18 protein-coding genes are annotated in these 20,040 nt (G+C 69.8%); 14 read left to right on the top strand and 4 right to left on the bottom strand.

Annotated features, from left to right (window positions below; all coding sequences use genetic code 11):
• Positions 1-11: 11 nt before the first annotated feature.
• Genes OZ671_RS09825 through phnA form a run of 3 tightly spaced genes read right to left on the bottom strand, consistent with a single transcriptional unit; the run spans position 12 to position 4,169 of the window.
• Positions 12-1,562: an ABC transporter substrate-binding protein gene (locus tag OZ671_RS09825; protein ID WP_268860587.1), complete on the bottom strand. Its 1,551-nt coding sequence runs from the start codon at positions 1,560-1,562 to the stop codon at positions 12-14.
• 30 nt (positions 1,563-1,592) lie between these two features.
• The gene (locus OZ671_RS09820) at positions 1,593-2,873 is read right to left on the bottom strand and encodes an alkaline phosphatase family protein (RefSeq protein ID WP_268860586.1); all 1,281 of its coding nucleotides are present in this window, start codon (positions 2,871-2,873) and stop codon (positions 1,593-1,595) included.
• 3 nt (positions 2,874-2,876) lie between these two features.
• Positions 2,877-4,169, bottom strand: coding sequence for a phosphonoacetate hydrolase (phnA, locus tag OZ671_RS09815; RefSeq protein ID WP_268860585.1), 1,293 nt, complete (start codon positions 4,167-4,169; stop codon positions 2,877-2,879).
• Positions 4,170-4,246: 77 nt separating this feature from the next.
• Here phnA and OZ671_RS09810 point away from each other — a divergent pair, with 77 nt between their 5' ends.
• Both OZ671_RS09810 and OZ671_RS09805 read left to right on the top strand, forming a co-directional pair.
• Positions 4,247-5,113 carry a LysR family transcriptional regulator gene (locus OZ671_RS09810; RefSeq protein ID WP_268860584.1) on the top strand — a complete coding sequence of 289 codons (867 nt, stop codon included), beginning with the start codon at positions 4,247-4,249 and terminating at the stop codon, positions 5,111-5,113.
• Positions 5,114-5,319: 206 nt separating this feature from the next.
• Positions 5,320-6,705 carry an amidase family protein gene (locus tag OZ671_RS09805; RefSeq protein ID WP_268860583.1) on the top strand — a complete coding sequence of 462 codons (1,386 nt, stop codon included), beginning with the start codon at positions 5,320-5,322 and terminating at the stop codon, positions 6,703-6,705.
• Positions 6,706-6,783: 78 nt separating this feature from the next.
• Here OZ671_RS09805 and OZ671_RS09800 read toward each other — a convergent pair whose 3' ends face one another.
• Positions 6,784-7,482, bottom strand: coding sequence for a GntR family transcriptional regulator (locus tag OZ671_RS09800; protein WP_268860582.1), 699 nt, complete (start codon positions 7,480-7,482; stop codon positions 6,784-6,786).
• Between the two features lie 339 nt (positions 7,483-7,821).
• On the opposite strand from OZ671_RS09800, the gene OZ671_RS09795 reads away from it, so the two are divergent.
• The 12 genes from OZ671_RS09795 to OZ671_RS09740 all read left to right on the top strand — a co-directional run bounded on the left by OZ671_RS09795 (position 7,822) and on the right by OZ671_RS09740 (position 20,023).
• Entirely contained in the window at positions 7,822-8,691 is an 870-nt protein-coding gene (locus tag OZ671_RS09795) for an isocitrate lyase/PEP mutase family protein (protein WP_038301912.1), read from the top strand.
• Between the two features lie 12 nt (positions 8,692-8,703).
• Positions 8,704-9,402, top strand: a complete 699-nt coding sequence (locus tag OZ671_RS09790) for an isochorismatase family protein (protein ID WP_038301913.1) — start codon at positions 8,704-8,706, stop codon at positions 9,400-9,402.
• Positions 9,403-9,470: 68 nt separating this feature from the next.
• Positions 9,471-10,643 carry an ABC transporter substrate-binding protein gene (locus OZ671_RS09785; RefSeq protein WP_268860581.1) on the top strand — a complete coding sequence of 391 codons (1,173 nt, stop codon included), beginning with the start codon at positions 9,471-9,473 and terminating at the stop codon, positions 10,641-10,643.
• 51 nt (positions 10,644-10,694) lie between these two features.
• Complete coding sequence (locus OZ671_RS09780) at positions 10,695-11,633, top strand: branched-chain amino acid ABC transporter permease (protein WP_038308249.1); 939 nt, start codon at positions 10,695-10,697, stop codon at positions 11,631-11,633.
• A gap of 2 nt (positions 11,634-11,635) precedes the next feature.
• The gene (locus OZ671_RS09775) at positions 11,636-12,532 is read left to right on the top strand and encodes a branched-chain amino acid ABC transporter permease (protein WP_268860580.1); all 897 of its coding nucleotides are present in this window, start codon (positions 11,636-11,638) and stop codon (positions 12,530-12,532) included.
• Positions 12,516-13,274: an ABC transporter ATP-binding protein gene (locus OZ671_RS09770; RefSeq protein WP_038308241.1), complete on the top strand. Its 759-nt coding sequence runs from the start codon at positions 12,516-12,518 to the stop codon at positions 13,272-13,274. The genes OZ671_RS09775 and OZ671_RS09770 overlap by 17 nt, the downstream gene beginning before the upstream one ends.
• Positions 13,275-13,278: 4 nt before the next feature.
• On the top strand, positions 13,279-13,962 hold the full coding sequence (locus OZ671_RS09765; protein ID WP_268860579.1) for an ABC transporter ATP-binding protein: 684 nt from the start codon (positions 13,279-13,281) through the stop codon (positions 13,960-13,962).
• Positions 13,962-15,362: an MmgE/PrpD family protein gene (locus OZ671_RS09760; RefSeq protein WP_268860578.1), complete on the top strand. Its 1,401-nt coding sequence runs from the start codon at positions 13,962-13,964 to the stop codon at positions 15,360-15,362. Before OZ671_RS09765 ends, OZ671_RS09760 begins: the two co-directional genes overlap by 1 nt.
• Positions 15,362-16,732, top strand: coding sequence for an FAD-dependent oxidoreductase (locus OZ671_RS09755; protein ID WP_268860577.1), 1,371 nt, complete (start codon positions 15,362-15,364; stop codon positions 16,730-16,732). The genes OZ671_RS09760 and OZ671_RS09755 overlap by 1 nt, the downstream gene beginning before the upstream one ends.
• Positions 16,729-18,093 (top strand): MmgE/PrpD family protein, encoded by a 1,365-nt coding sequence (locus OZ671_RS09750; RefSeq protein WP_268860576.1) that lies wholly within the window; start codon positions 16,729-16,731, stop codon positions 18,091-18,093. The genes OZ671_RS09755 and OZ671_RS09750 overlap by 4 nt, the downstream gene beginning before the upstream one ends.
• 15 nt (positions 18,094-18,108) lie before the next feature.
• A complete protein-coding gene (locus OZ671_RS09745; protein WP_268860575.1) occupies positions 18,109-19,506 on the top strand; it encodes a dihydroorotase in 1,398 nt (465 codons plus the stop codon).
• 79 nt (positions 19,507-19,585) lie between these two features.
• Positions 19,586-20,023 carry a hypothetical protein gene (locus OZ671_RS09740; RefSeq protein WP_268860574.1) on the top strand — a complete coding sequence of 146 codons (438 nt, stop codon included), beginning with the start codon at positions 19,586-19,588 and terminating at the stop codon, positions 20,021-20,023.
• Positions 20,024-20,040: the final 17 nt, after the last annotated feature.

Genomic DNA, 20,040 nt, shown 5'->3' with positions numbered 1-20,040 from the left:
TCCCCAGGCTCTCAGGCGTCGATCGTGGCGTGAGCGATGCCGCCGCTCGCCCAGTGGCAGGCCCAGGTGAAGCCGGGGTCATAGCCGTTCACGCCCTTGCGGATGGCAATGAGGCTCGGCGCATGCCCGATCACGTAGAAATAGCCCCTGCCGGTGATCCGCTCGGAGGCCTTGAGATAGGTCGCCTTGCGCGCCGCGATGTCGGGCTGCTTCACCGCCTCGTTGATCAGGCGATCGAGCTCGGCGTCCTGGATGCCGCCCCAGAGGACCGGGTTCGGACCGTCGCTCATCAGGCGGACATAGCGCAGATAGATGTCGGAGCGCGGACCCGATGCCATGGCGTTCATGTCCCAGTCGTACTGGCCGAGACGCTTCTGCGCGCCGATGTCGTCGAGGGCGACATGGTTCACCTTGAAGCCGAGCCTGCGCACCATCTGCACGACCACCTGGGCATAGGCCTCCTGCCAGGAGACGAACTCGATCGTGTGCTCCGCCGGCCTGACCCCGGCCTCGGCGAGCAGCTTCCTCGCCTGGTCGAGGTCCGGCTTGGCGAAGGCATCGGCGGCGTGGCTCGCCTCGTCGAAATAGACGTTGCCGGGCGCCACGATCTGGTTGGTGACGACGCCCTTGTCGCCGCCGACGAAGCGCATGAAGGCGGCCTTGTCGACAGCGAGAGCAAGCGCCCGGCGGACGCGCTCGTCGTCGAAGGGCTTGCGTGGCCTGCGGTTGTTGAAGGCGACGAAATACCAGGTCGTGTCCTTCAGGCCGGACACGGTGGCTGCGCCGGCCTTTTCCAGCGTCTCGGCGGCATCGCGCTCGACACTGATGATGTGCACGTCGCCGGCGCGCAGGGCGAGGCTCTTGTCGATGCCGTCGCGCAGGTCGAATTCGACCGCCTCGAGCCTGGGCGCGCCGCTCTTCCAGTATTGCGCGAAGGCCGGCGCCAGCAGCTTCACCTTGGGCTGCCAGGTGCCGAAGGTGAACGGGCCGGTGCCGATCGGCGTCTTGATCGTCTCGTCCCAGCCCTCGGATTTCGGCGACAGGATCCAGAGCTCCGACAGGAGGCTGAGGAACGGCGAATAGGGTTCCTCGAGGGTGATGGCGAGGGTGGTCGGGCCGGCCGTCTCGAGCCTGGCGACACGCTTCATCGCCGAGACGAGCCAGCCGCCCTTCACCTTGGTCTTGACCCGCTCGAAATTGGCCGCGACATCGGCGACCGTCATGACGTCGCCGTTATGGAACCTGACGTCCGGCCGCAGCTTGAAGCGATAGGTCAGGCCATCCGGCGAGACCTCGAAGCTTTCGGCGAGGAACGGCTCGACCGAGCCGTCGGCGGCGATCGAGGTCAGCGTCTCCACATAGCACTGCTGCACGGCGATGCTGCCGGTATGGCGATGCGGATCGGAGGTGTCGAGGCCGAGGGTGGCATATTTCAGGACACCCTTGCGGACGCTCTGGCCGAAGGCCTCGGCCGGCAGGACGGCGAGCGCGGCGGCAAGGCCGGCGCCGCCGAAAAGGACTTTGCGGCGATCGGGGCCGCGATCATGGCTGAAACGGATCATGGCTGGACATCCGGTCGTTGGCGATGACGGTCAGGGGCGAGGCTGCAGGGGCCGGCCGTCGAGGCCGGGCGCTTCCTGTCGGAGGAAGGCGAGAAGGGTCGGGGCGAGGTCGATCGCCGATGTCGGCTCGGCGATCGTGCCGCCGGCGGCAAAGCCCGGACCGTCCAGGATCAGCACCGGCGACTGCTCGTAGCGGCCGAGCCCGCCATGCTGGCCGCAGCCGAGCCGGTCGGGTTTGCCGCCCGCCGGCTTGGCCGCGAGGCTGAGACCGGGAACGCCGTAGGCATTGACCGCCTCGTCGTCGGCCGCCATCGCCACCGCGAAGGCGAGCCCGTCGTCGGCAGGGATGCCGAAGGCATTGAAATCATCGCGTGCGATCAGGCGTCCGACCCAGGGGCGGCCTGCGAGGTAGGCACCGAGCGGCGCGGCCAGATGCGCCTGGCGCGGGTCGACATAGATCAGCGCGGCGGTGCCGTTCGGCGCGACCACGATATCGGCCGAGCCGGGCGCCGCCTTCAGGCCGGCGGCGACCAGCTCGGCGTCGATGTCGACGACATCCGAGACGGTCTGGTGGCCGTGGTCGGAACCGACCAGCAGCAGGATGTCATCGCCGCGCCTGCGGGCCGCGTCGACGGCATCGACCACCGCGCCGGCATGGGCGTCGGCGCGGCGCAGCGCTTCGTGGTGCTGGGGCGAGCCGAGCGGGTGGTCGTGCTGCGTCGTGTCGGGATGGCCGAGCCAGGCGAGCGCCAGTGCCGGCCGGTCCATTGCGACCGCCTCTTTCGTGAAGCGGGCGACCAGGGCGGCATCGCCGTCGAGGTCACCGGCAATGGCAAGCGCCCGCTCGCCTGCGAGGGGCGCGCGGCCCGGGCCGAAGCTGCCGGCACGGTGATAGACATGCCCGAAGCCCAGGGGATCGTGCAGATAGGCAGCGCCGGGCGAGACATTGTTGTAGACGGCGACGCCTCCGGCCGGCGCGAGGCGCTCGGCGAGCGTCGGCATGGCCAGAGCCCGGCCGGTGAGGCGCTCCTTCTCGGCGATGAAGTCGGGCTTGCCGGCGTCGAACAGCGCGAGCGCGCCGTCGTTCGGCAGGCAGATCGTATTGCCGGCAAGGCCGTGGCGGGCGGGCCGGCAGCCGGTCGCGACGCTCGACGAGACGACACGCGTGACCGAGGGAAAGACCGAGCGATGCTCGGCGCACCAGGTCGCGCGCCGGCGCAGGGCCGAAAGGCGCGGCATCCGCTCCGGCGTGACGAAATCCCGGCGCAACCCATCGAGGATGAGGACGACGGCGCGGCGCTTCTCCGTCATGGCTCAGGCTTCCGTCTCGCGCGTGCCGTTCAGCACGAAATCGAAGATGTCGTAGTTGTGGAGTTGCTCCGTCGCGGCCTTGCGCCGGTAGGCCGCGGTGAGGGGATGCGAGACGAGGAAGGGCACGTTCCGCTCCGCCAGGCTGCCGTGCGAGCGCAGGCGCGCACCGGCGAGCTCGGCCAGGGCATGCGCGCCGTCATGGGTGCCGAGCGCCACGCCCTTGCCGGCGATGACGGCGACGTCGCCTTCCCGCTCCATCGGCTGGTCGAAGCGCCGGCACATGTCCTCGCGCAGGAGAGCGAGCTCGACGCCGGGGATCCGGCTGAGGAAGTCCCTGACCTCGGCATGGTCGAGATCGCCCAGGACATGGATGCGCACGAAGCCGCCGAGCGCGCCGTGATGGCGCACGAACGGATCGGTGATCGGGCAGATCACCCGGGTTTGTCCGGCACCGTAACGCGCATCGAGCCGGTCGCCGAGATAGAGGATGTTGGGCGAGCCGTCGACGAGCGACAGATCGGTCATGCCATGATCGGCGACGATGCCGACCATGGCGCCGGCGTCCAGCAGCGCGCCGACCCGGCGGTCCACGGCGCGGATGAAGGCATCGCTATCCGGCGCACCCGGTGCGTGGGCATGCTGGACGAAATCCGACAGCGAGAGATAGAGCACCTCGGCCCGGCCGCTGCTCAGCAGGCGAAGCCCGGCATCGAGGACGAACAGCGAGAGCTCCGGCGAATACTGGTCGGGAACGGGCTCGCCGGCCTGGGCCTCCTCGCCGGCAATGCCGTGTTCGGCCAGCGTGCAGGCCGACGCCTTCTCGGCGGAAAAGGCGATGCCTCGGCCACCGTCGCCGACAAGCCCGACGGCCAGCGCCTTGCGCAGCTTGTCCTTGGCCGTGACCGCGGCGACCTTCACGCCGGCCTTGGAGAGGCCTGCGAGGATCGTCGGCGCGCCGAGGGGGCCGGCATCGGTCATCATGACCTCTTCGCCGGTCGCGCGGTCGTACCAGTAGTTGCCGGAAATGCCGTGCACGCGCGGCGGCGCGCCGCAGACGATCGAGACATTGTTCGGATTGGTGAAGCTCGGCATCGCCGAATGCGCACTGGCATAGAGCCCCTGCTGTGCCATGGCGGAGAGGTTCGGCGACAGCCCTCTTGTCGTGGCGTCTGCAAGATAGGATGGGTCCATTCCATCGTAGCAGATCACGACAGCTCGTTTATTCGGCAGATGATATCCGCGATCGTTGATATAGATCAGATCGTTAGACAATTTAGCTCTCGCTTTATTCAGCATTGAGAGCTGTATCGACGTATTTACGACGACATGAAAGCGATTTATGTTCGGGTAAATTTGAGTTCAGGTCAAATTCAATGTCTCAAATACCTTCACTCCGCGCCCTCGCGACTCTCGAAGCGGTCGTGCGCACCGGCAACATCGTCGCAGCCGCGGATGACCTGTGTGTGACACCCGGCGCGATCAGCAAGCAGATCGGCCAGCTGCAGGAGGCGATCGACGCTCCCCTGTTCGAAAAGGGGCACCGCCTCCGGCCGACCCCGCTCGCGCGCGAGCTTGCCCTGGCGGTCGGGGCCGGGTTGCAGCAGATCCGCCAAGGCTGGGAGGCGGCCTCGCGCCAGGGCCGGCAGCGGGTCGTCACCCTGGCCGCCAACACGACGCTCTCGGTGCACCGGCTGATGCCGCGGCTGGTGGAGGCCCAGGCCGCGGCGGAGGGCCCCGCCATCCGGGTCTCGGCGCTGCACACCACGGATGACTGGCAGGGCGCGCAGTTCGACATCGGCGTGCTGCGCACCGCCTGGAAACCCGAAGGCTGGCAGCACCGCGCGATCGGCGTCGAGCGGCTGACCCTGCTCGCGTCGACGGAACGCGCCAGGGCGCTGCAGCTCGCCGGGCCGGAGGCAATCGCGGGCGAGGCCGTCATCGTCGCCGACACCCGCAGCGGCGAGTTCGAAGGCTGGGTCGAGGCCACCGGGACCCGGCGGCCGCTCGTCGTCCGCGCCGTACCGCATTTCTACCTCGCGGTGCAGGCGGCGCTGGCCGGGAAGGGGTGCATCGTCGGGCCGCCGTCGGTGCTCGTCGACCTCATCGATCAGGGACGGCTCGTCGCACCCTTTCCGCACATGACGTCGATCGGCGCGACCTTGACCGCCGTCTTCGATCCCGACCGCTGCAAGGCGGCCTTCGTCGACAAGCTGCTGGCGGCGCTGTTCCAGGATTTCTAGGCGGCGGGGCGGCGGCGCGATCCGCGCTGCCACGGAACTTTGCAATCCGCCCTGGCGTTCCGGCAAACACACGATCATTGCGTGCGCAACAGGCCGTGCAGGCAGGTCATGCCGGCGGGCCCTGGATTCGACCCGCGGGCCATCCGCCCGTATCCGAGCGTCCTGCGGCCCGGCGCCGGTCGATGCCGAAACGAAGGTTCAGATCCATGACAGTCCTCGGTGCCGCGGAATTCCTGGGGCTTTTCCGGCGCGGCGCGATCTCCGCCGAAGGCCATGTGAACGACCTGCTCGGCCGCATAGCGGAGAACCAGGAGCTGAATGTCTTTACCTGGTTCGCGCCCTCGCAGGTCCTCGAGGCCGCGCGGGCCGCCGATGCGCGCCGCGCCAGGGGCGAGCCGCTCGGCCGGCTCGCCGGGTTGCCGCTGATCGTCAAGGACAACATCAACACGGTCGGGTTTCCGACCTCGGCAGGAACGCGCGCGCTCAAGGCGTTCCACCCCTCCGTCAACGCGCCCGTCTGGCAGCGCCTCGCCGACGAGGGCGCGCTCCTGCTCGGCAAGGCGAACATGCACGAACTGGCGGCGGGCAGCACATCGAGCAATCCGGTGTTCGGCGTCGTCCGCAATCCGCATGCCCGCGCGCATATTCCCGGCGGCTCCAGCGGCGGCACGGCGGCGGCCATTGCGGCGGGCCTGGCGCCGGCCGGCCTTGGAACCGACACGGTCGGCTCCGTGCGCGCGCCCTCATGCTTCTGCGGCATTGCCGGGCTCAGACCGACCACCGCGGAGACCAGAGCCTATTCCCCGGAAGGCGTCGTACCGTTGACGCGGCTGTTCGACACCATCGGGCCGATGGCGGCGAGCGTGGCGGATCTCGTCCCGCTGCATGAGGTCATCACCGGCGCGACAGTGCCTTCTCTCGCCTCTGCCGGCCTGCGCATCGGCCTGTCGATGGAGCCTTTCTGGACGGATCTCGACCCGCAGGTCGAGCGCGTCGTCCGTGCGGCACGCGACCAGCTTGCCGCCGCGGGAATGCGGTTCGTGCCGCTCGACCTCGGCGACCTGGTGGCGCGCGCCACCGCGCTTCACGGGAAGATCCTAGGCCTTGGCGCGGCGGCCGATATCGCGGATTTTCTCACACGTCAGCAGGCGCCCGTTTCGCTGGAGGCGGTCATTGCCGGCATCGCCAGCCAGGACGTGCGCACCCGCCTGGAGGCCGAGCCGGCCGGCGGTTTCGACCCGGACGAGGTCAGGGCCGAGCTTCGCGGGCTGAGGGAGGAGTTCGGCGCGCAGCTGCGCGGCGCGGGGGTTGCGGCGATCATGTATCCAACGGCGCCGATCCTGCCGCCGCTGATCCGCCCCGAAGGCGACCGGGCCGACGACACCATGGTCTTCAACGGCCGCGAGGTGAGCAGCGCCTTCACGCCGGTGCGGCATTCCCGCTATGCGGCCGGGCTTGGCATTCCCGCGCTGACCATTCCCGCCGGCAGGACGGCCTCGCTCCTGCCGGCGGGCCTGGAATTCGCCGCTCCGGCCCATGACGATTCCCTCCTGCTCGGCGTGGGGCTTGCGGCCGAGGCAGCGCTGGGCTGACCCGCCCGGCTCGACCGAGATCGGGGCGGGAGGCCGCCTCTGCCGAACGACCACGCGCCGGTGAACCGGCCACCGCTGTCACGACGGGCGGCGGCGCACGGCCGGAGGGACCTGGCCGTCGATGGCGGCCAGCGAGCTGAAACGGGCATTGCGGATATGCTTGCGCATGGCGTCTTCGGCGGCGTCGGGGTTGCGCGCGTGCAGCGCGCTCATGATGTCGCGGTGCTCGTTGAGGGCTGCCTGAGCGCGTCCTGGGCGCGTGCTCGAGCGCAGGCGGTGGATGCGCAGCTGGTAATAGACCTCGTCCAGCAGCAGGCGCTCGATCCGCTCGCAGCGTGCGCCGCGCACGATGGCGAAATGAAAGTCGTCGTCGGTCGAGCGCTGGAGATAGGCCTCGCCGGCGGCGAGGGCCGGCTGGGCCGCATGATGCGTCAGCAATGCGTCCAGGTCGTCCAGCTCGCGCATGGTCATGTGCTCGGCGGCGAGCCGGGCGGCCATGCCTTCCAGAGCCTCGCGGACGAAGAACAGCTGTTCGAGATCCTCGCGCGCGAAGGCGATGACGCGAACGCCGATCCGGGGCGTGCGCATGACGAGCCGCCCTTCGAGGCGCCCGAGTGCCTCGCGCAGCGGGCCGCGGCTGATACCGAGCTGGCGCGCCAGCTCGGATTCCGACAGGCGCTGGCCGGGCTCGAACTCGCCCGACGTGATCGCCTCGACCAGCTTGCCGAAGGCTTCGTTGGCCAGAGAAGTCCCTGAGATCGGGTTCAAAACGGTCATTCCAGCGATCCTGCCATGTGCCGTGAGTCGGCACCTTGTATCAATTTGCCCGGCGCTGCGATGCTTGACGACTGTTGACAGTATGAATGTCGCGGGCATCCCGATCACCCGATAATTTCCCGAAACGCCGTCATGTGTCAAATGAACGCAGCCGGATTGGTGTCCCTTTTTGCATGAAAAGCCGGATGGCCTGGCTGTTTCTCGTGCGTCAGCACGGGACGGTGATGAGTCTTCAGTCAACTGTTGACAGTTTACTGAAGCGCGATACAGTTTCGGCCCAACAAGCTCCCTGACGCCGGGGCTCGACGACGGCCGTCGGGCCCGCAGGAAGGATGACACATGCGTTCCACCGACAGACTCAAATCGCTGATGGCCCGACGCGCGGCGGTGACCGTTCCCGGCGCCGCCAACGCCATGTTCGCGCGGGTCATCGAGGACCTCGGTTTCGAGGCCGCCTATGTCACGGGCGCCGGTGTCGCCAACATGTATCTCGGGGCGCCGGATATCGGCCTGACCACCATGTCGGAAGTCGCCGAGACCGTCACCGCGATCGCCGACGCCGTCTCGCTGCCGATCATCGTCGACGCCGATACCGGCTTCGGCAATGCGGTGAACATGGTGCGCACGGTCCGTTCCTTCGAGCGGGCGGGCGCCGCCGGCATCCAGATCGAGGACCAGGTCTTCCCGAAGAAGTGCGGCCACTTCAATGGCAAGGACGTCATTCCGCTCGACGAGATGGTGCAGAAGGTCAAGGCCGCGGCCGATGCCCGCCACGACCAGAACCTGCAGATCATCGCGCGCACCGATGCCGCCGCGGTCGAGGGAATGGACCGGGCGATCGAACGGGCCCGCGCCTATGTCGAGGCGGGCGCCGACGTCACCTTCGTCGAGGCGCCGACCAGCGTCGAGCAGCTCGCCCGCATCCCGCGCGAGCTCGGCGTGCCGCAGGTCGCCAATATCGTGTTCGGCGGGCGCACCCCGGATCCGGGCCGCGAGAAGCTGGCGGAGATGGGCTTCTCGATCGTGCTCTATGCCAATGCCGCCCTTCAGGCCGCGCTCAAGGCCTCCTACGAGGTGCTCGGCGCGCTCAAGAGCGAAGGGTCGCTGCAGTCGGTGGCGCACCGCCTGGCCTCGTTCGAGGAGCGCCAGCGGGCGGTCGCCAAGGACGAATGGGATGCGCGCGAGGCGCGCTATCGCGCCGGAGCCTGAGAGGAGGGGCGGATGAGCAAGCCGTGGGACGGGATCATCTCCGAAGAAGAGCAGCGGGCCTACAACGCCGCCGGTTTCGGCCGCGCCACGGGCCTCGGCAAGCGGCCCGCACTGCTCATCATCGACGTGCAGTATCGCACCACCGGCACCGTGCCGAAGCCGTTCTGGGAAGCGATCGAGGAATATCCGACCTCGTGCGGTGATGTCGCCTGGCGGGCGGTCGGACACATCGCGGAACTGCTCGCCGTGTTCCGCGAGCGCCAGTGGCCGGTGCTCTATCCCTATGTGGCTCCCAAGCAGTCCTTCGATTTCGGCCGTCTCTCCGACAAGGTGCCGGCCATCATGGGCGTGGCCGCCAAGGGCTACGAGTTCGTCGCCGAGATCGCGCCGGCGGAGCACGACATCCTGCTGCCGAAGAAGCACCCGAGCGCCTTCTTCGGAACGCCCCTTGCGAGCTACCTGATCAATGCCGGCGCCGACACGCTCGTCGTCACCGGGTGCAGCACCAGCGGCTGCGTGCGCGGCAGCGTGGTCGACGCCTTCGCCTACAATTTCCGTGTCCTGGTTCCCCAGGACGCGGTCTACGACCGCTCGGCTACCTCGCACGCCGTGAACCTGTTCGACATGGCGTCGAAATACGCCGACGTGATGCCGACCGTCGACGCCGTCGCGGCGCTGCGCGCGATCGACCAGCCCGGCCCGCGGCGCTGACCTGCCGCGCCTCGCGGGCGGCGGGAGCGTCGACCAAGCAAGAGACAACGAGACCAGAGGAGATCGAGATGGGGACCAGGATGGACGCGATGTCGCGGCGCCGGCTGCTGGCCGGCCTGGCGGGACTGGGAGGCGCGACGGCGCTGGGGCTCGGCCGCGCCGGGGCGCAGGGCCAGGAGCCGCTGCGTTTCGGTCTCGCCATGCCCCTGTCGGGCGGCCAGGCGCTCTACGGCCAGGATCAGGTGAAGGCCGCCGAATGGGCCGTCGCCGCGATCAACGCGGCCGGCGGCGTCAACGGCCGCAAGCTCGAGATGATCCTGCTCGACACGCGGGCCGACCCGCAGGTCGGCATCCAGTCGGTCAACCGCCTCGTCTCGGTCGAAAAGGTGCCGGTCTTCGTCAGCGCCTGGTCGGCCGTCGTCAAGGCGGTCGCACCGATCGCCAACGACAGCAAGGTGGTCCAGCTCTCGGTCGGCGCCAACTCGGCCGACATCGCCAGGCTCGGCGACTATACCTACACGACCTTTCCCCTCGCCGACGTCGACATCACGGCCCTCGCCAATTATTCCGCCACGCGCCTCGGCAAGAAGCGCGCGGCGGTCCTCTACATCAACAACGAGACCGGCGTCGTCGCCGCCCAGATCTACCGGGACGTCTTCACCAGGTCCGGCGGACAGGTCGTCGCCTACGAGGCCTATGATCCGAAGGCGTCCGACTGGACCGGTTCGCTGCTCAAGGTGCGCGTCGCCAATCCCGACATCGTGCACATCCAGGGGCTGGTCGCGGACACACCGCAGGTGATCGCCCAGATGCGCCAGCTCGGCCTCACCATGCCGGTCTCCTCCTATTCCGCCGTCTACAACCCCAAGCTGATCGAACAGCTCGGCAGGGCTTCGGAAGGCGTCATCGCCACCTCGCTGGCTCCGGGCATTGAGGTTCCCGCGGTGAAGGACTATGTCGAGCGCTGGCGCAAGGAGGTCGGTCGCGAGCCGAACGGCCTGCCCTACACCCAGTATCTCTACGACGCGCCCTACATCGTCGCCCAGGTGTTCAAGTCGCTCGACGACAAGAAGGTGGCGATCACCGGCGAGAGCTTCCGGCAGGAGATGGTCGGGCTCAGGACCTTCGACCTGCCGCTGACGGGCCGCCTCGTGATGAACGAGAACCACACGGTCAGCAAGCCGGTCTTCCTGATGGAAGTGACGGGCGGGGCCTGGAGCCAGCTCGCCATCGTCAACTGATCATCTGACGAGGCCGGCGGCGTCGCGCGGCCGGCCTCCGCGGAGCCTGTCATGCTGTCCTTCGACATCATCGCGCAGATCCTTTGGACGTCGATCGCCACGTCGAGCTATTTCGTGCTGTTCGCGCTGGCGTTCGCCCTGGTCCTCAAGGTCAATCGCGTCTTCAATTTCGCTCAGGCCGCGATGATGATCGCGAGCTTCTACGCCGCCTATTCGGCGGTGGCGCTGGGCGGCGCCCCGGGCTGGCTCGGCTTTGTCGCGGCGCTGGCCGCCAGCCTCGCCATGGCGCTCGCCATCGAGGTGCTCGGCTTCCGCATGCTGCGTCGGCGGCGCGCGGCACAGATGTTCATCTTCATCTTCACGCTGATCGTCTCCGAGCTGGTCGCCTATCTCGCCATGCTGGTGTTCGGCACCTGGCCGTCGACCATCTTCGCCTCGCTGTTCTGGCCGGTGACCCTGGTCGGCAATGTCGCGGTCAGTGCCTGGGACGTGCCGGCCGTGGCGGTCCTCGCGGCGGCGGTGGCGGTGCTGTTCGGCTTCCTGCGCTTCGCCCGCACCGGGCAGTTCATGGTCGCGGTTGCCGACAATCCGGATCTCGCCGAGCTCTACGGCATCGCCAAGGAGCGGATCTATCTCGCCACCATGATGGTGGCCGCCGTGCTCGTGGCGATCGGCATGTTCCTGTACGGGACGCGCGCCCAGGTGCAGCCGACCACCGCGATCGACCTGATGCTGTTCGCCATCGCCGCGACGATCATCGGCGGCATCGGCAATCTCTGGGGGGCGGCGATCGCCGCGATGGTGCTCGGCATCATCCAGAATGCCAGCGTGCTGTTCATCCCGTCGGAATGGCAGGGCTTCCTGCTCTACGTCTTCCTGTTCTTCGCCATCGTTTTCCTGCCGAACGGCATCAGACTGCCGGCGCGCCGGCGGCTGGTCCGCAAGGCGGCGGCCCCGGATCTCGCGCCGGCCGGCACCAAGGAGGCCTGACCGTGGAATATCTGTTCACGATCGTCATCCTCGTCGGCCTCTACGTGATCCTGGCGGCGAGCTTCAATCTCATCATCGGCTATGGCGGCCTGATCTCCATCGCCCACCCGATCTTCTACGCCATCGGCGCCTATGCCTCGGCGATCCTCGCCCGCGACTTCGGCTGGCCGATCTATGCCGCCATGCTGGCCGGCGCCCTGGTCGCGGTGGCCGCTTCCATCCTGGTGGCGCTGCCCTCGCTGCGGGTCTCGGGCGACTATCTGCTGATCGCCAGCATCGGCTTCCAGCTCGGCCTGATCGAGATCCTGAAGAACGTCTCCTGGACCGGCGGCGCCGGAGGCCTGACCAACATCCCCGCCGCCATGGCTTCGCCGGAGGGGCGCATCGCCTATGTCGGCCTGGTGGTCGCCGTCGCGGCCCTGGCAGTCCTGCTGGTGCGTTCGATCGCCCATGGCCCCTACGGCCGGGCGATGAGCGCCATGCGCGACGACGAGCTTGCCTTCGCCGCGCTCGGCCGCAACGCGGTCGCCCTCAAGGTCGCCACCTTCGCGCTCGGCTCGGGCCTGGCAGGTTTTGCCGGCGCGCTCTACGCCCACTATTTCCGCTATCTCGCTCCCGAACAGTTCGAGATCCTGCAGTCCTCGGCGATCCTCACCATGGTGGTGGTCGGCGGCATCCGCACCACCTGGGGGCCGGTGGTCGGCGCGGTGCTGCTGCAGGCGCTGCCGCAGGCGATCACCTTCATGGACCTGCCGCCGAGCCTGCTTGGCCCGATGCAGGGGCTGCTGTTCACCGGCCTGGTCCTGGTCTTCATGTTCGTCCGGCCGCAAGGGCTGATCGCCGCCGGGGAGGTCTGGAACGCCGCGCGCAAGGAAACCAAGCATGTCGCCGGTTCTTGAGATCAAGGGGCTCAACAAGAGCTTCGACGGCATCGTCGTCGCCGACGACATCGATCTGACGCTGCGCGCCGGCCGGGTCGTCGGACTGATCGGGCCGAACGGCGCGGGCAAGACCTCGCTGTTCAACCTGATATCCGGCGTGTTCCGGCCGGATGCAGGGTCCATCCGCCTGGATGGCCGGCCGCTCGATCGCTGCAAGACCTATCAGCGGGCGCGCCTCGGCCTGAGCCGGACCTGGCAGAACCTCAGGCTGTTCCCGTCGCTGACGGTGCTGGACAATCTGATGGTGGCGCCCCGTGCCTATGCCGGCGAGAGCCTGATGCGGCTGGTCTTCACCCCCGGCGCGGTCCGCCGCGCCGAGGCCGCCGATCGGGCCAAGGCACTGGAGGTGCTGGAGCGTGCGGGGCTTTCCAGCGTCGCCCTGACGCCGGCGGCCGACCTGACCTTCGGCCAGCAGAAGCTCGTCGGAGTGGCGCGGGCCCTGATGAACGACGCGCGCTGCCTGCTGCTCGACGAGCCGATGGCGGGCGTCGAAGGCCAAGCCTACCAGACCATCCAGAAAGTGGTGCGGGAACTCGCCGAGAGCGGCACCGCCGTCTGCGTGGTCGAACACAACGTGGCCTTCATCCGCGACCTCTGCGACGAGGGCGTGTTCATGTTCGCCGGCAAGATCCTGGCGCGCGGCCCCGTCGAGCAGCTGATCGCCGACCCGCGCCTCACCGAACTCTATTTCGGAACGTGACGCGATGCTGGAAATCGACCATGTCACCGCCGGTTACGGCACGCTGACCGCGCTGCGCGACATCTCCGTCGCGCTGGAGCCCGGCGCCAGGCTGGGCGTCTTCGGACACAACGGCGCCGGCAAGACCACCCTGCTGCGCTGCATCGTCGGCGCCCACGCGGCCTCGGCCGGCTCGGTGCGGTTCAACGGCGAGCCGATTCCGCCGGGCAGGGTGCCGGAGACCGTCCGCCGCGGCCTCGCCTTCGTGCCGCAGGGGCACAACGTGTTCCCCAACCTGTCGGTGGAGCGCAACCTGCGCGTCTCCGGCCTGCTGTTCGATCAGAGCTTCATCAAGGAAGTGCTCAAGGTCTTTCCGGTGCTCGATGAACGCCGCGCCCAGCGCGCCGGCTCCATGTCGGGCGGCGAGCAGCAGATGCTGGCGCTGGGCATGGCGCTGATGACGCAGCCGAAATGGCTGCTGCTCGACGAGCCTTCGACCGGGCTCGCCCCGGTCATCGTGCGCAATGTCATGGCCCAGATGCGCAAGGTCAACGAGTCCTTCGGCACCGGCCTGATCGTCGTCGAGCAGAACGTACCGGCCACCCTGAAGCTGGTCGACCAGGCGCTGATCCTGAAATCGGGCAAGGCGGTGTTCCAGGGCGAGGCGGGCGAACTCTCGGCCAAGCCCGATCTATGGGAATGGTTCTGATGGCACGCGACCTCGCTCACGAGCGCCGATCCTCGGCCGAAGCCTTCCGGGCGCTCGCCGCCTGGGCCGCCGCGGCTGCCCGGCGGCCCCTGCCCGAGCTGGTCCGGCGCCGGGCCGCCCTGATCCTGGCGGACGACCTCGGAGCCATGGTCGCGGCCGCCGGCGAGACGCAGGTCGCCGCGGCGCGGGAGATCTATGCGCGGTCCTCCTGCGGTGCCGAGGCGACGGTCTTCGCGCCCGGCGCACCACGGCTCGACCGCTATGCGGCGGCCTGTGCCAACGGCATGGCGGCCGCCTGGTGCGAGCTGGACGAAGGCTTCCGCGACGCCCCCTGCCATGCCGGAGCCTATGCGCTGCCTGCGCTGCTCGCCGAGGCCGAGGTGCGGGACGCTTCGGTCTCCGCCGTGCTGGGCGCGCTCGCCGTGGCCTACGAGATGACGGCGCGTCTGGCGCAGGCCTTTCCGTTCCCGACCATGACGGTCCATCCCCATGCCGCCTTCGCCACGGTCGGGGCCGCCGCCGGAACCGCCCTGATGCGCGGTGTCGATGCCGGGACCCTGGTCGACACGGTCTCCGCCGCCGCGAGCATGACCTTCGCCGGGCCGTTCGGCCATGCCACGGAGGGCGCGCTGGTGCGCAACGGCTGGACGTCGGCCGGCGCCTGGATCGGCATGCGCGCCGCGGACTGGGCCGAGATCGGCATAGCCGGCCTCGCCGAGACGCCGCACGACGTCTTCGTCTCGGTGTTCGGCACGGGCTGCCGGCCCGAGGCCCTGACCGAACGGCTCGGCGAGCGCTGGGCCGTCGCCGCCGGCTATCACAAGATCTTCGCCTGCTGCCAGTACGCCCACTCGGCCATCGAGGCGACGCTCGCGCTGAGGGGACGGCTCGCCGCGGCGGGCCGGCGCGCCGAGGACCTGGCCGAGATCCTGGTCGAGACCCATCCGCGCGGCCTCAACCTGACGACGGTCGAACCGCGGACCACGCTGGCGGCCAAGTTCTCCATGCCGCACGCGGTGGCTTCCGCCGCGCTCGGCGGCACCGGCGGCCAGACCGCCTTTGCGGACGCGACCCTGGCCGACCCCGCGATCGCCCGGCTGCGGCGGCAGGTGCGCCTGGCGCCGCATCCGGCCATCGGCGAGCCGCCGCACGACCGGCCGGCGCGCGTCACCTGGCGCTTCGCCGACGGCGAGGCCTGGACGGCCGAATGCGCCAGCGCGCGCGGCGGCGCCGACCAGCCGTTCGACGAAGCGGTCATCCTGGACAAGCTCGCCGAGAACACCCGCGAGGGCCTGCCCCATATGGCGCCGACGCTCGCGCGGCTGGTGGCCGGCGAGGCTGAGGCGTCGGCGGGCCGCTGGCGCGAGATGGCCGCGATGATGCTGCGAGGAGACACATGATGAACGAGGATGTCGATATCTTGATCGTCGGGGCGGGCGCCTGCGGCCTCGCGGCGGCGGTCGCGGCGCACGATGCCGGCATGTCCGCGGCGGTGATCGAAAAGCTCGACCGCCCCGGCGGCAATTCCTCGCTGTCCACCGGTTCGGTGCCGGCCGCCGGCAGCCGCTTCCAGCGCGAGGCGGGCATCGTCGACGATCCCGCCACCTATGTCCGCGATCTCATGGGCATCGCCAAGGAGACCGACGATCTCGCCCTGGTGCAGCGTCTCGCCGAGATTTCGGCGGAGACGGTCGAATGGCTGGTCGACGCGGTCGGCGCCCGGATCAGGCTGGTCACCGCCTACAAGCATATCGGCCATTCCGTGCCGCGCCTGCACGCGCCGGTGTCGCGGCGCGGCCAGGACCTCGTGGACGACCTCGTCGCGGCGGTGGAAGCGCGCGAGATCCCCATCGCCGTCGGCAATTCCGCCCGCGCGCTGATCGTCGAGGACGGCGCCGTCAGGGGCGCGGTGATCGATACCGGCGGTGCCGAGACGGCGATCCGGGCGCGCAAGACGATCCTGTCGCTCAACGGATTTGCCGGCAATGCCGATCTGGTTCGCCGGTTCTGCCCGGAAATTGCCGGCGCGCAATATTTCGGCGCGCTCGGGTCGACCGGCGAGGCCGTGCTGTGGGGCGAGGCGCTGGGCGCCGATCTCGCCAATATGGCGGCCTATCAGGGTTATGCCGCGGTCGCCCATCCGCACGGCAGCCTGCTGTCCTGGACGACGATCGAGAAGGGCGGCTTCCTGGCCGGAGCGGACGGCCGTCGCTTCGGCGACGAGAGCCTCGGCTATTCCGGTTATGCCCGCGTCGTGCTCGAACACGGCGAATTCGCCTATGCGGTCTTCGACCAGAAGATCTTCGACATTGCCGCGGCGGAGGAGGAGTTCGCCGAGCTCGCCCGGTTCGGCGGCCTGAAGAAGGCCGACAGCGCGGAAGCGCTGGCCGAAACCCATGGCCTCGATGCGGCGGCCCTCGCCGAGGAGCTCGCCCGCTACAATCTGGCCGCCGAGGGCCGGGCACCCGACCGCCACGGCAGGACCGATTTCGGTCTCGGGCCCCTGGTCGCGCCCTTCTACATCTGCCGTGTCGTGCCCGGGCTGTTCCACACCCAGGGCGGCCTGCGTGTCGACGGCGACGGTCGCGTGCTGCGCAAGGACGGTACCGCGATTGCCAACCTGTTTGCCGGCGGCGGCGCGGCGGCGGGCATCAGCGGCCGGTCGGGGGCGCTGGGCTATGCCTCGGGCAACGGCCTGCTGTCGGCGATCGCTCTCGGCCGGCTCGCGGCTCTGGCCGCGGCCGGCGAGATCGAAGGGAGTGCGCGGTGACGCTTGCGCGCGAGCTCGTCCGCCGCTGGCGGCGGCCGGCCGTCCTGCCCGAAGCCGTGGCGGCTTCGGCGCGGCTCCACCTTGCAGACGCCATCGGCGTCGGCCTTGCGGCGGCGGCCAGTCCGGTCGGCAGGCCCTACCGCCAGTATGCCGAGACGGCGGCGACCGGCGGGCCGGCGACCGTCTTCGGCCGGGCCGCCGGAGCCGGGGCGGCCGAGGCCGCGCTGATCAATGGCGGGCTGATCCACAGCCTCGAATATGACGACACCCATACCGCCTCGATCGCACATGGCAGCGCGGTGCTCGCCCCCGCGGCGCTCGCGGCGGGGGCGGCCTTCGGCGCCAGCGGCGCCGCGCTGCTCGCGGCCTATGCGCGCGGCTGGGAGGCGCTGATCCGGATCGGCCTCGCCGCGCCCGGCGGCTTCCAGGCGGCCGGTTTCCAGGTCACCTCGGTCGGCGGAGCCATGGTCGCCGCGCAGATCGCCGCCGACCTCGCCGGCCTCGACGAGGAGGGCTGTCTCGCCGCGGTCGGCATCGCGCTCAGCCAGGCTTCCGGCGTGTTCGAATTCCTCAGCAATGGCGCAACCGTCAAGTCGCTGCATCCGGGCTGGGCGGCCCATGCCGGCATCATCGCCGCGGGACTGGCGCGCGCCGGCCTGACCGGCCCGGAGACGAGCTTCGAAGGCCGTTTCGGCCTGTTCCGCGCCTTCGCCCGCGACGCGGCGGCGGCCGACCGCTTCGCCGCCGAGCTCGCCGATTTCGGCACGCGCTGGCATCTGCCGGAGGCGGCGTTCAAGTTCCACCCGTGCTGCCACTATCTCCATCCGTTCATCGAGGCCGCCGGGCTGATCGCCGAACGCGGCATCGGACCCGGCGCCATCGCCGCGATCACCTGCCGGGTTCCGGCCGGCGCCGCCGGCATCATCTGCGAGCCATGGGACGCAAAGCAGGCCCCGGCCTCCGGCCATGCGGCCCGCTGGAGCCTGCCGATCGCGGTCGCGGCCCGGCTCGTCGAGGGCCGGGTGGATCTTGCGACCTTCGAACACGACGCCTCGCCGGCCGTGCGCGCCCTTGCGCAGCGGATCGACTGGCAGCCGCTGGCCGATGCGCGCTTTCCGGAGCGGTTCGAGGCGGAGCTGGACTGTCGTCTCGCCGATGGCAGCGTGCACGGCGTGCGCGTCGACGACGTCTACGGCAATCGCACGCGTCCGGCGAGCGAGGCGGCGGTGCGCGGCAAGTTTCGCGACAATGCCCGCCGCTCGTTGTCGGACGACGGGGTGAGCGCGCTCGAAGGCGCACTCGACGGCATCGGCGGCGCAGCCGATCTCGGTGCCTTGACGGCCGCGCTGCGCGGCCGCTGAGACGGGGAGTTGGCGATGGATGGTTTCGATCTGGTGATCCGGGGCGGTGATGCGATCCTGCCGGGGCAGGGCCGCACGGCCTGCGACATCGCGGTGCGCGACGGGCGGATCGCGGCGATCCTCGCGCCCGGCGAAGCGGCGCCGGCGCGCGAGGAGATCTCCGCCAGGGGGCTGGTGATCCTTCCCGGCGCCATCGACGTGCATCTGCATCTCGGCCACGGCAAGGACATTTCGCGTCCGCGCGTGGCGGCCGACGCCGATCGCGAGACGGCGGCCGCGGCCAAGGGCGGGGTCACCACCTTCGTGCCCTATCTGATGGCGAGCGAGCCGTTCGAGACCATTTTCGACACGGTGGTGGGCGTCACCGAGCAGGGCGCCCGCATCGATTTCGGCTACCACTTCATCATCTCGACCGAGGATCAGCTCGCCGGCGTGCCGGCCTATATCCGCGACTACGGCGCGCCGAGCTTCAAGATCTTCATGAACAACCGGGGCGGCGAGGGCGCGCGGCTCGGCCTGCCCGACATCGACGACGGTTTCCTGCTGCGCCTCAGCGAGGCCGCCGCCGCCCATGGCGGCATGGTCTGTCCGCATCCCGAGACGATCGAGCTCGCCTGGGTCCTGCGCGAGCGGGTGAAGGCGGCCGATCCGGACGGCCGCGGCGGGCTCGCGACCTGGAATGCGACGCGCCCTCCCTTCGTCGAGGCCGACGCCGTGCAGCGGGCCGCCTATATCGCCCACACGGCGGGGGCGCCGCTCTATGTGGTGCACACCTCTTCGGCCGAGGCCCTGGAGGCAGCGCTGCGCCATCGCCGCGCCGGTGCCAGGGTCCATCTGGAGACGTGCCCGCACTATCTGACCCACGACATCGGCTGGGCCGGCGGCGACATGGGCAAGATCAACCCGCCGCTGCGCGAGGCGGCCGACCGCGAGCGCCTGTGGCAGGGCCTCATCGACGGCGAGATCGACACGGTTGGCACGGACCACGTCCATCGCGATCTGTCCTCCAAGGACGGCGGCATCTGGGCGGCCTCGCCCGGTTGCCCGGGGCTCGAGACCCTGCTGCCGGTGCTGCTCAGCGAGGGCCATCACAAGCGCGGCCTGCCGCTCGACCGCGTCGCCGCGGTCACCGCCGGCAATCCCGCGCGGATCATGGGGCTCGGCCACGTCAAGGGCGCCATCGCGCCCGGCCTCGATGCCGACCTGGCGCTGGTCGATCTCGACGCCGTCTGGACCATGGAGCGCGCCGATGTGGTGTCGAGCGCCGGCTATTCGATCTATGAGGGCGAGACCTTCAAGGGGCGCGTCCGCAGCGCCTTCGTCCGTGGCCGTCCGGTCCTGCGTGATGACGCGCTCGTCGACGCGGCGGTGGGCACCGGCCGCTATGTCCGGCGCCGGCTGCCGGCCGGCTGAGCGCGTGCTGCAGGCGACGGCTTCCGAGCCGTGCTATAGGCTGGTGTCCGGATAGCGGCGGGGCCATGGGGGGCATGTCATGCGCAGGCGGGAGGGAACCGGCGGAATTCTGGCCGCGACGACAGTCGCGCTGGCTCTCTCGGTGCCGCCTGCCTTGGCCGCCGAGCCGCTCTCCTGCACCGACCGGAACGTGCTGGAGCGCGTTCGCGACAATCTGCGCAACAGCGGCCGGAATGCCGAGCCGCCGCGCTCATTCTCCGCCTTGAGCGAGCCGCGCGAGGTCCTGCTCGGCGCGCCGCCGCGCTCGGCCAACCGCCACGCGACCAGCGTCACCTTCATCGTGGTCTCGCGCTATTGCGAGGGGCGGGCCGGTGTCGACGCCGGCGCGCCCGAGCCGGTCTATTGGCGGATCGATCTCGTCAGGGACGGCACCGAAGAGAGCTCGCGCATCGATGTCTGTCACAAGCTGTTCGATCCGTTCGAGGACGGCTGCCTGGCCTACAGGCCGGGCGCGTGAGGCGCGATGGCGGGATC

The sequence above is a fragment of the Phreatobacter sp. AB_2022a genome (assembly GCF_026847585.1).
In the GTDB taxonomy this organism is placed as follows: Bacteria; Pseudomonadota; Alphaproteobacteria; order Rhizobiales; family Phreatobacteraceae; genus Phreatobacter.
This window is presented reverse-complemented; position numbering and strand designations above follow the sequence as displayed.

Excerpts from the sequence above, each read along its gene's own strand:
- OZ671_RS09820 (WP_268860586.1), bottom strand. The coding sequence starts at position 2,873 with ATGACGGAGAAGCGCCGCGCCGTCGTCCTCATCCTCGATGGGTTGCGC.
- OZ671_RS09780 (WP_038308249.1), top strand. The coding sequence starts at position 10,695 with ATGCTGTCCTTCGACATCATCGCGCAGATCCTTTGGACGTCGATCGCC.
- OZ671_RS09765 (WP_268860579.1), top strand. The coding sequence starts at position 13,279 with ATGCTGGAAATCGACCATGTCACCGCCGGTTACGGCACGCTGACCGCG.
- OZ671_RS09805 (WP_268860583.1), top strand. The coding sequence starts at position 5,320 with ATGACAGTCCTCGGTGCCGCGGAATTCCTGGGGCTTTTCCGGCGCGGC.
- OZ671_RS09795 (WP_038301912.1), top strand. The coding sequence starts at position 7,822 with ATGCGTTCCACCGACAGACTCAAATCGCTGATGGCCCGACGCGCGGCG.
- OZ671_RS09785 (WP_268860581.1), top strand. The coding sequence starts at position 9,471 with ATGGGGACCAGGATGGACGCGATGTCGCGGCGCCGGCTGCTGGCCGGC.
- OZ671_RS09740 (WP_268860574.1), top strand. The coding sequence starts at position 19,586 with ATGCGCAGGCGGGAGGGAACCGGCGGAATTCTGGCCGCGACGACAGTC.
- phnA (WP_268860585.1), bottom strand. The coding sequence starts at position 4,169 with ATGCTGAATAAAGCGAGAGCTAAATTGTCTAACGATCTGATCTATATC.
- OZ671_RS09790 (WP_038301913.1), top strand. The coding sequence starts at position 8,704 with ATGAGCAAGCCGTGGGACGGGATCATCTCCGAAGAAGAGCAGCGGGCC.
- OZ671_RS09745 (WP_268860575.1), top strand. The coding sequence starts at position 18,109 with ATGGATGGTTTCGATCTGGTGATCCGGGGCGGTGATGCGATCCTGCCG.
- OZ671_RS09760 (WP_268860578.1), top strand. The coding sequence starts at position 13,962 with ATGGCACGCGACCTCGCTCACGAGCGCCGATCCTCGGCCGAAGCCTTC.
- OZ671_RS09770 (WP_038308241.1), top strand. The coding sequence starts at position 12,516 with ATGTCGCCGGTTCTTGAGATCAAGGGGCTCAACAAGAGCTTCGACGGC.
- OZ671_RS09755 (WP_268860577.1), top strand. The coding sequence starts at position 15,362 with ATGAACGAGGATGTCGATATCTTGATCGTCGGGGCGGGCGCCTGCGGC.
- OZ671_RS09810 (WP_268860584.1), top strand. The coding sequence starts at position 4,247 with ATGTCTCAAATACCTTCACTCCGCGCCCTCGCGACTCTCGAAGCGGTC.
- OZ671_RS09825 (WP_268860587.1), bottom strand. The coding sequence starts at position 1,562 with ATGATCCGTTTCAGCCATGATCGCGGCCCCGATCGCCGCAAAGTCCTT.
- OZ671_RS09800 (WP_268860582.1), bottom strand. The coding sequence starts at position 7,482 with ATGACCGTTTTGAACCCGATCTCAGGGACTTCTCTGGCCAACGAAGCC.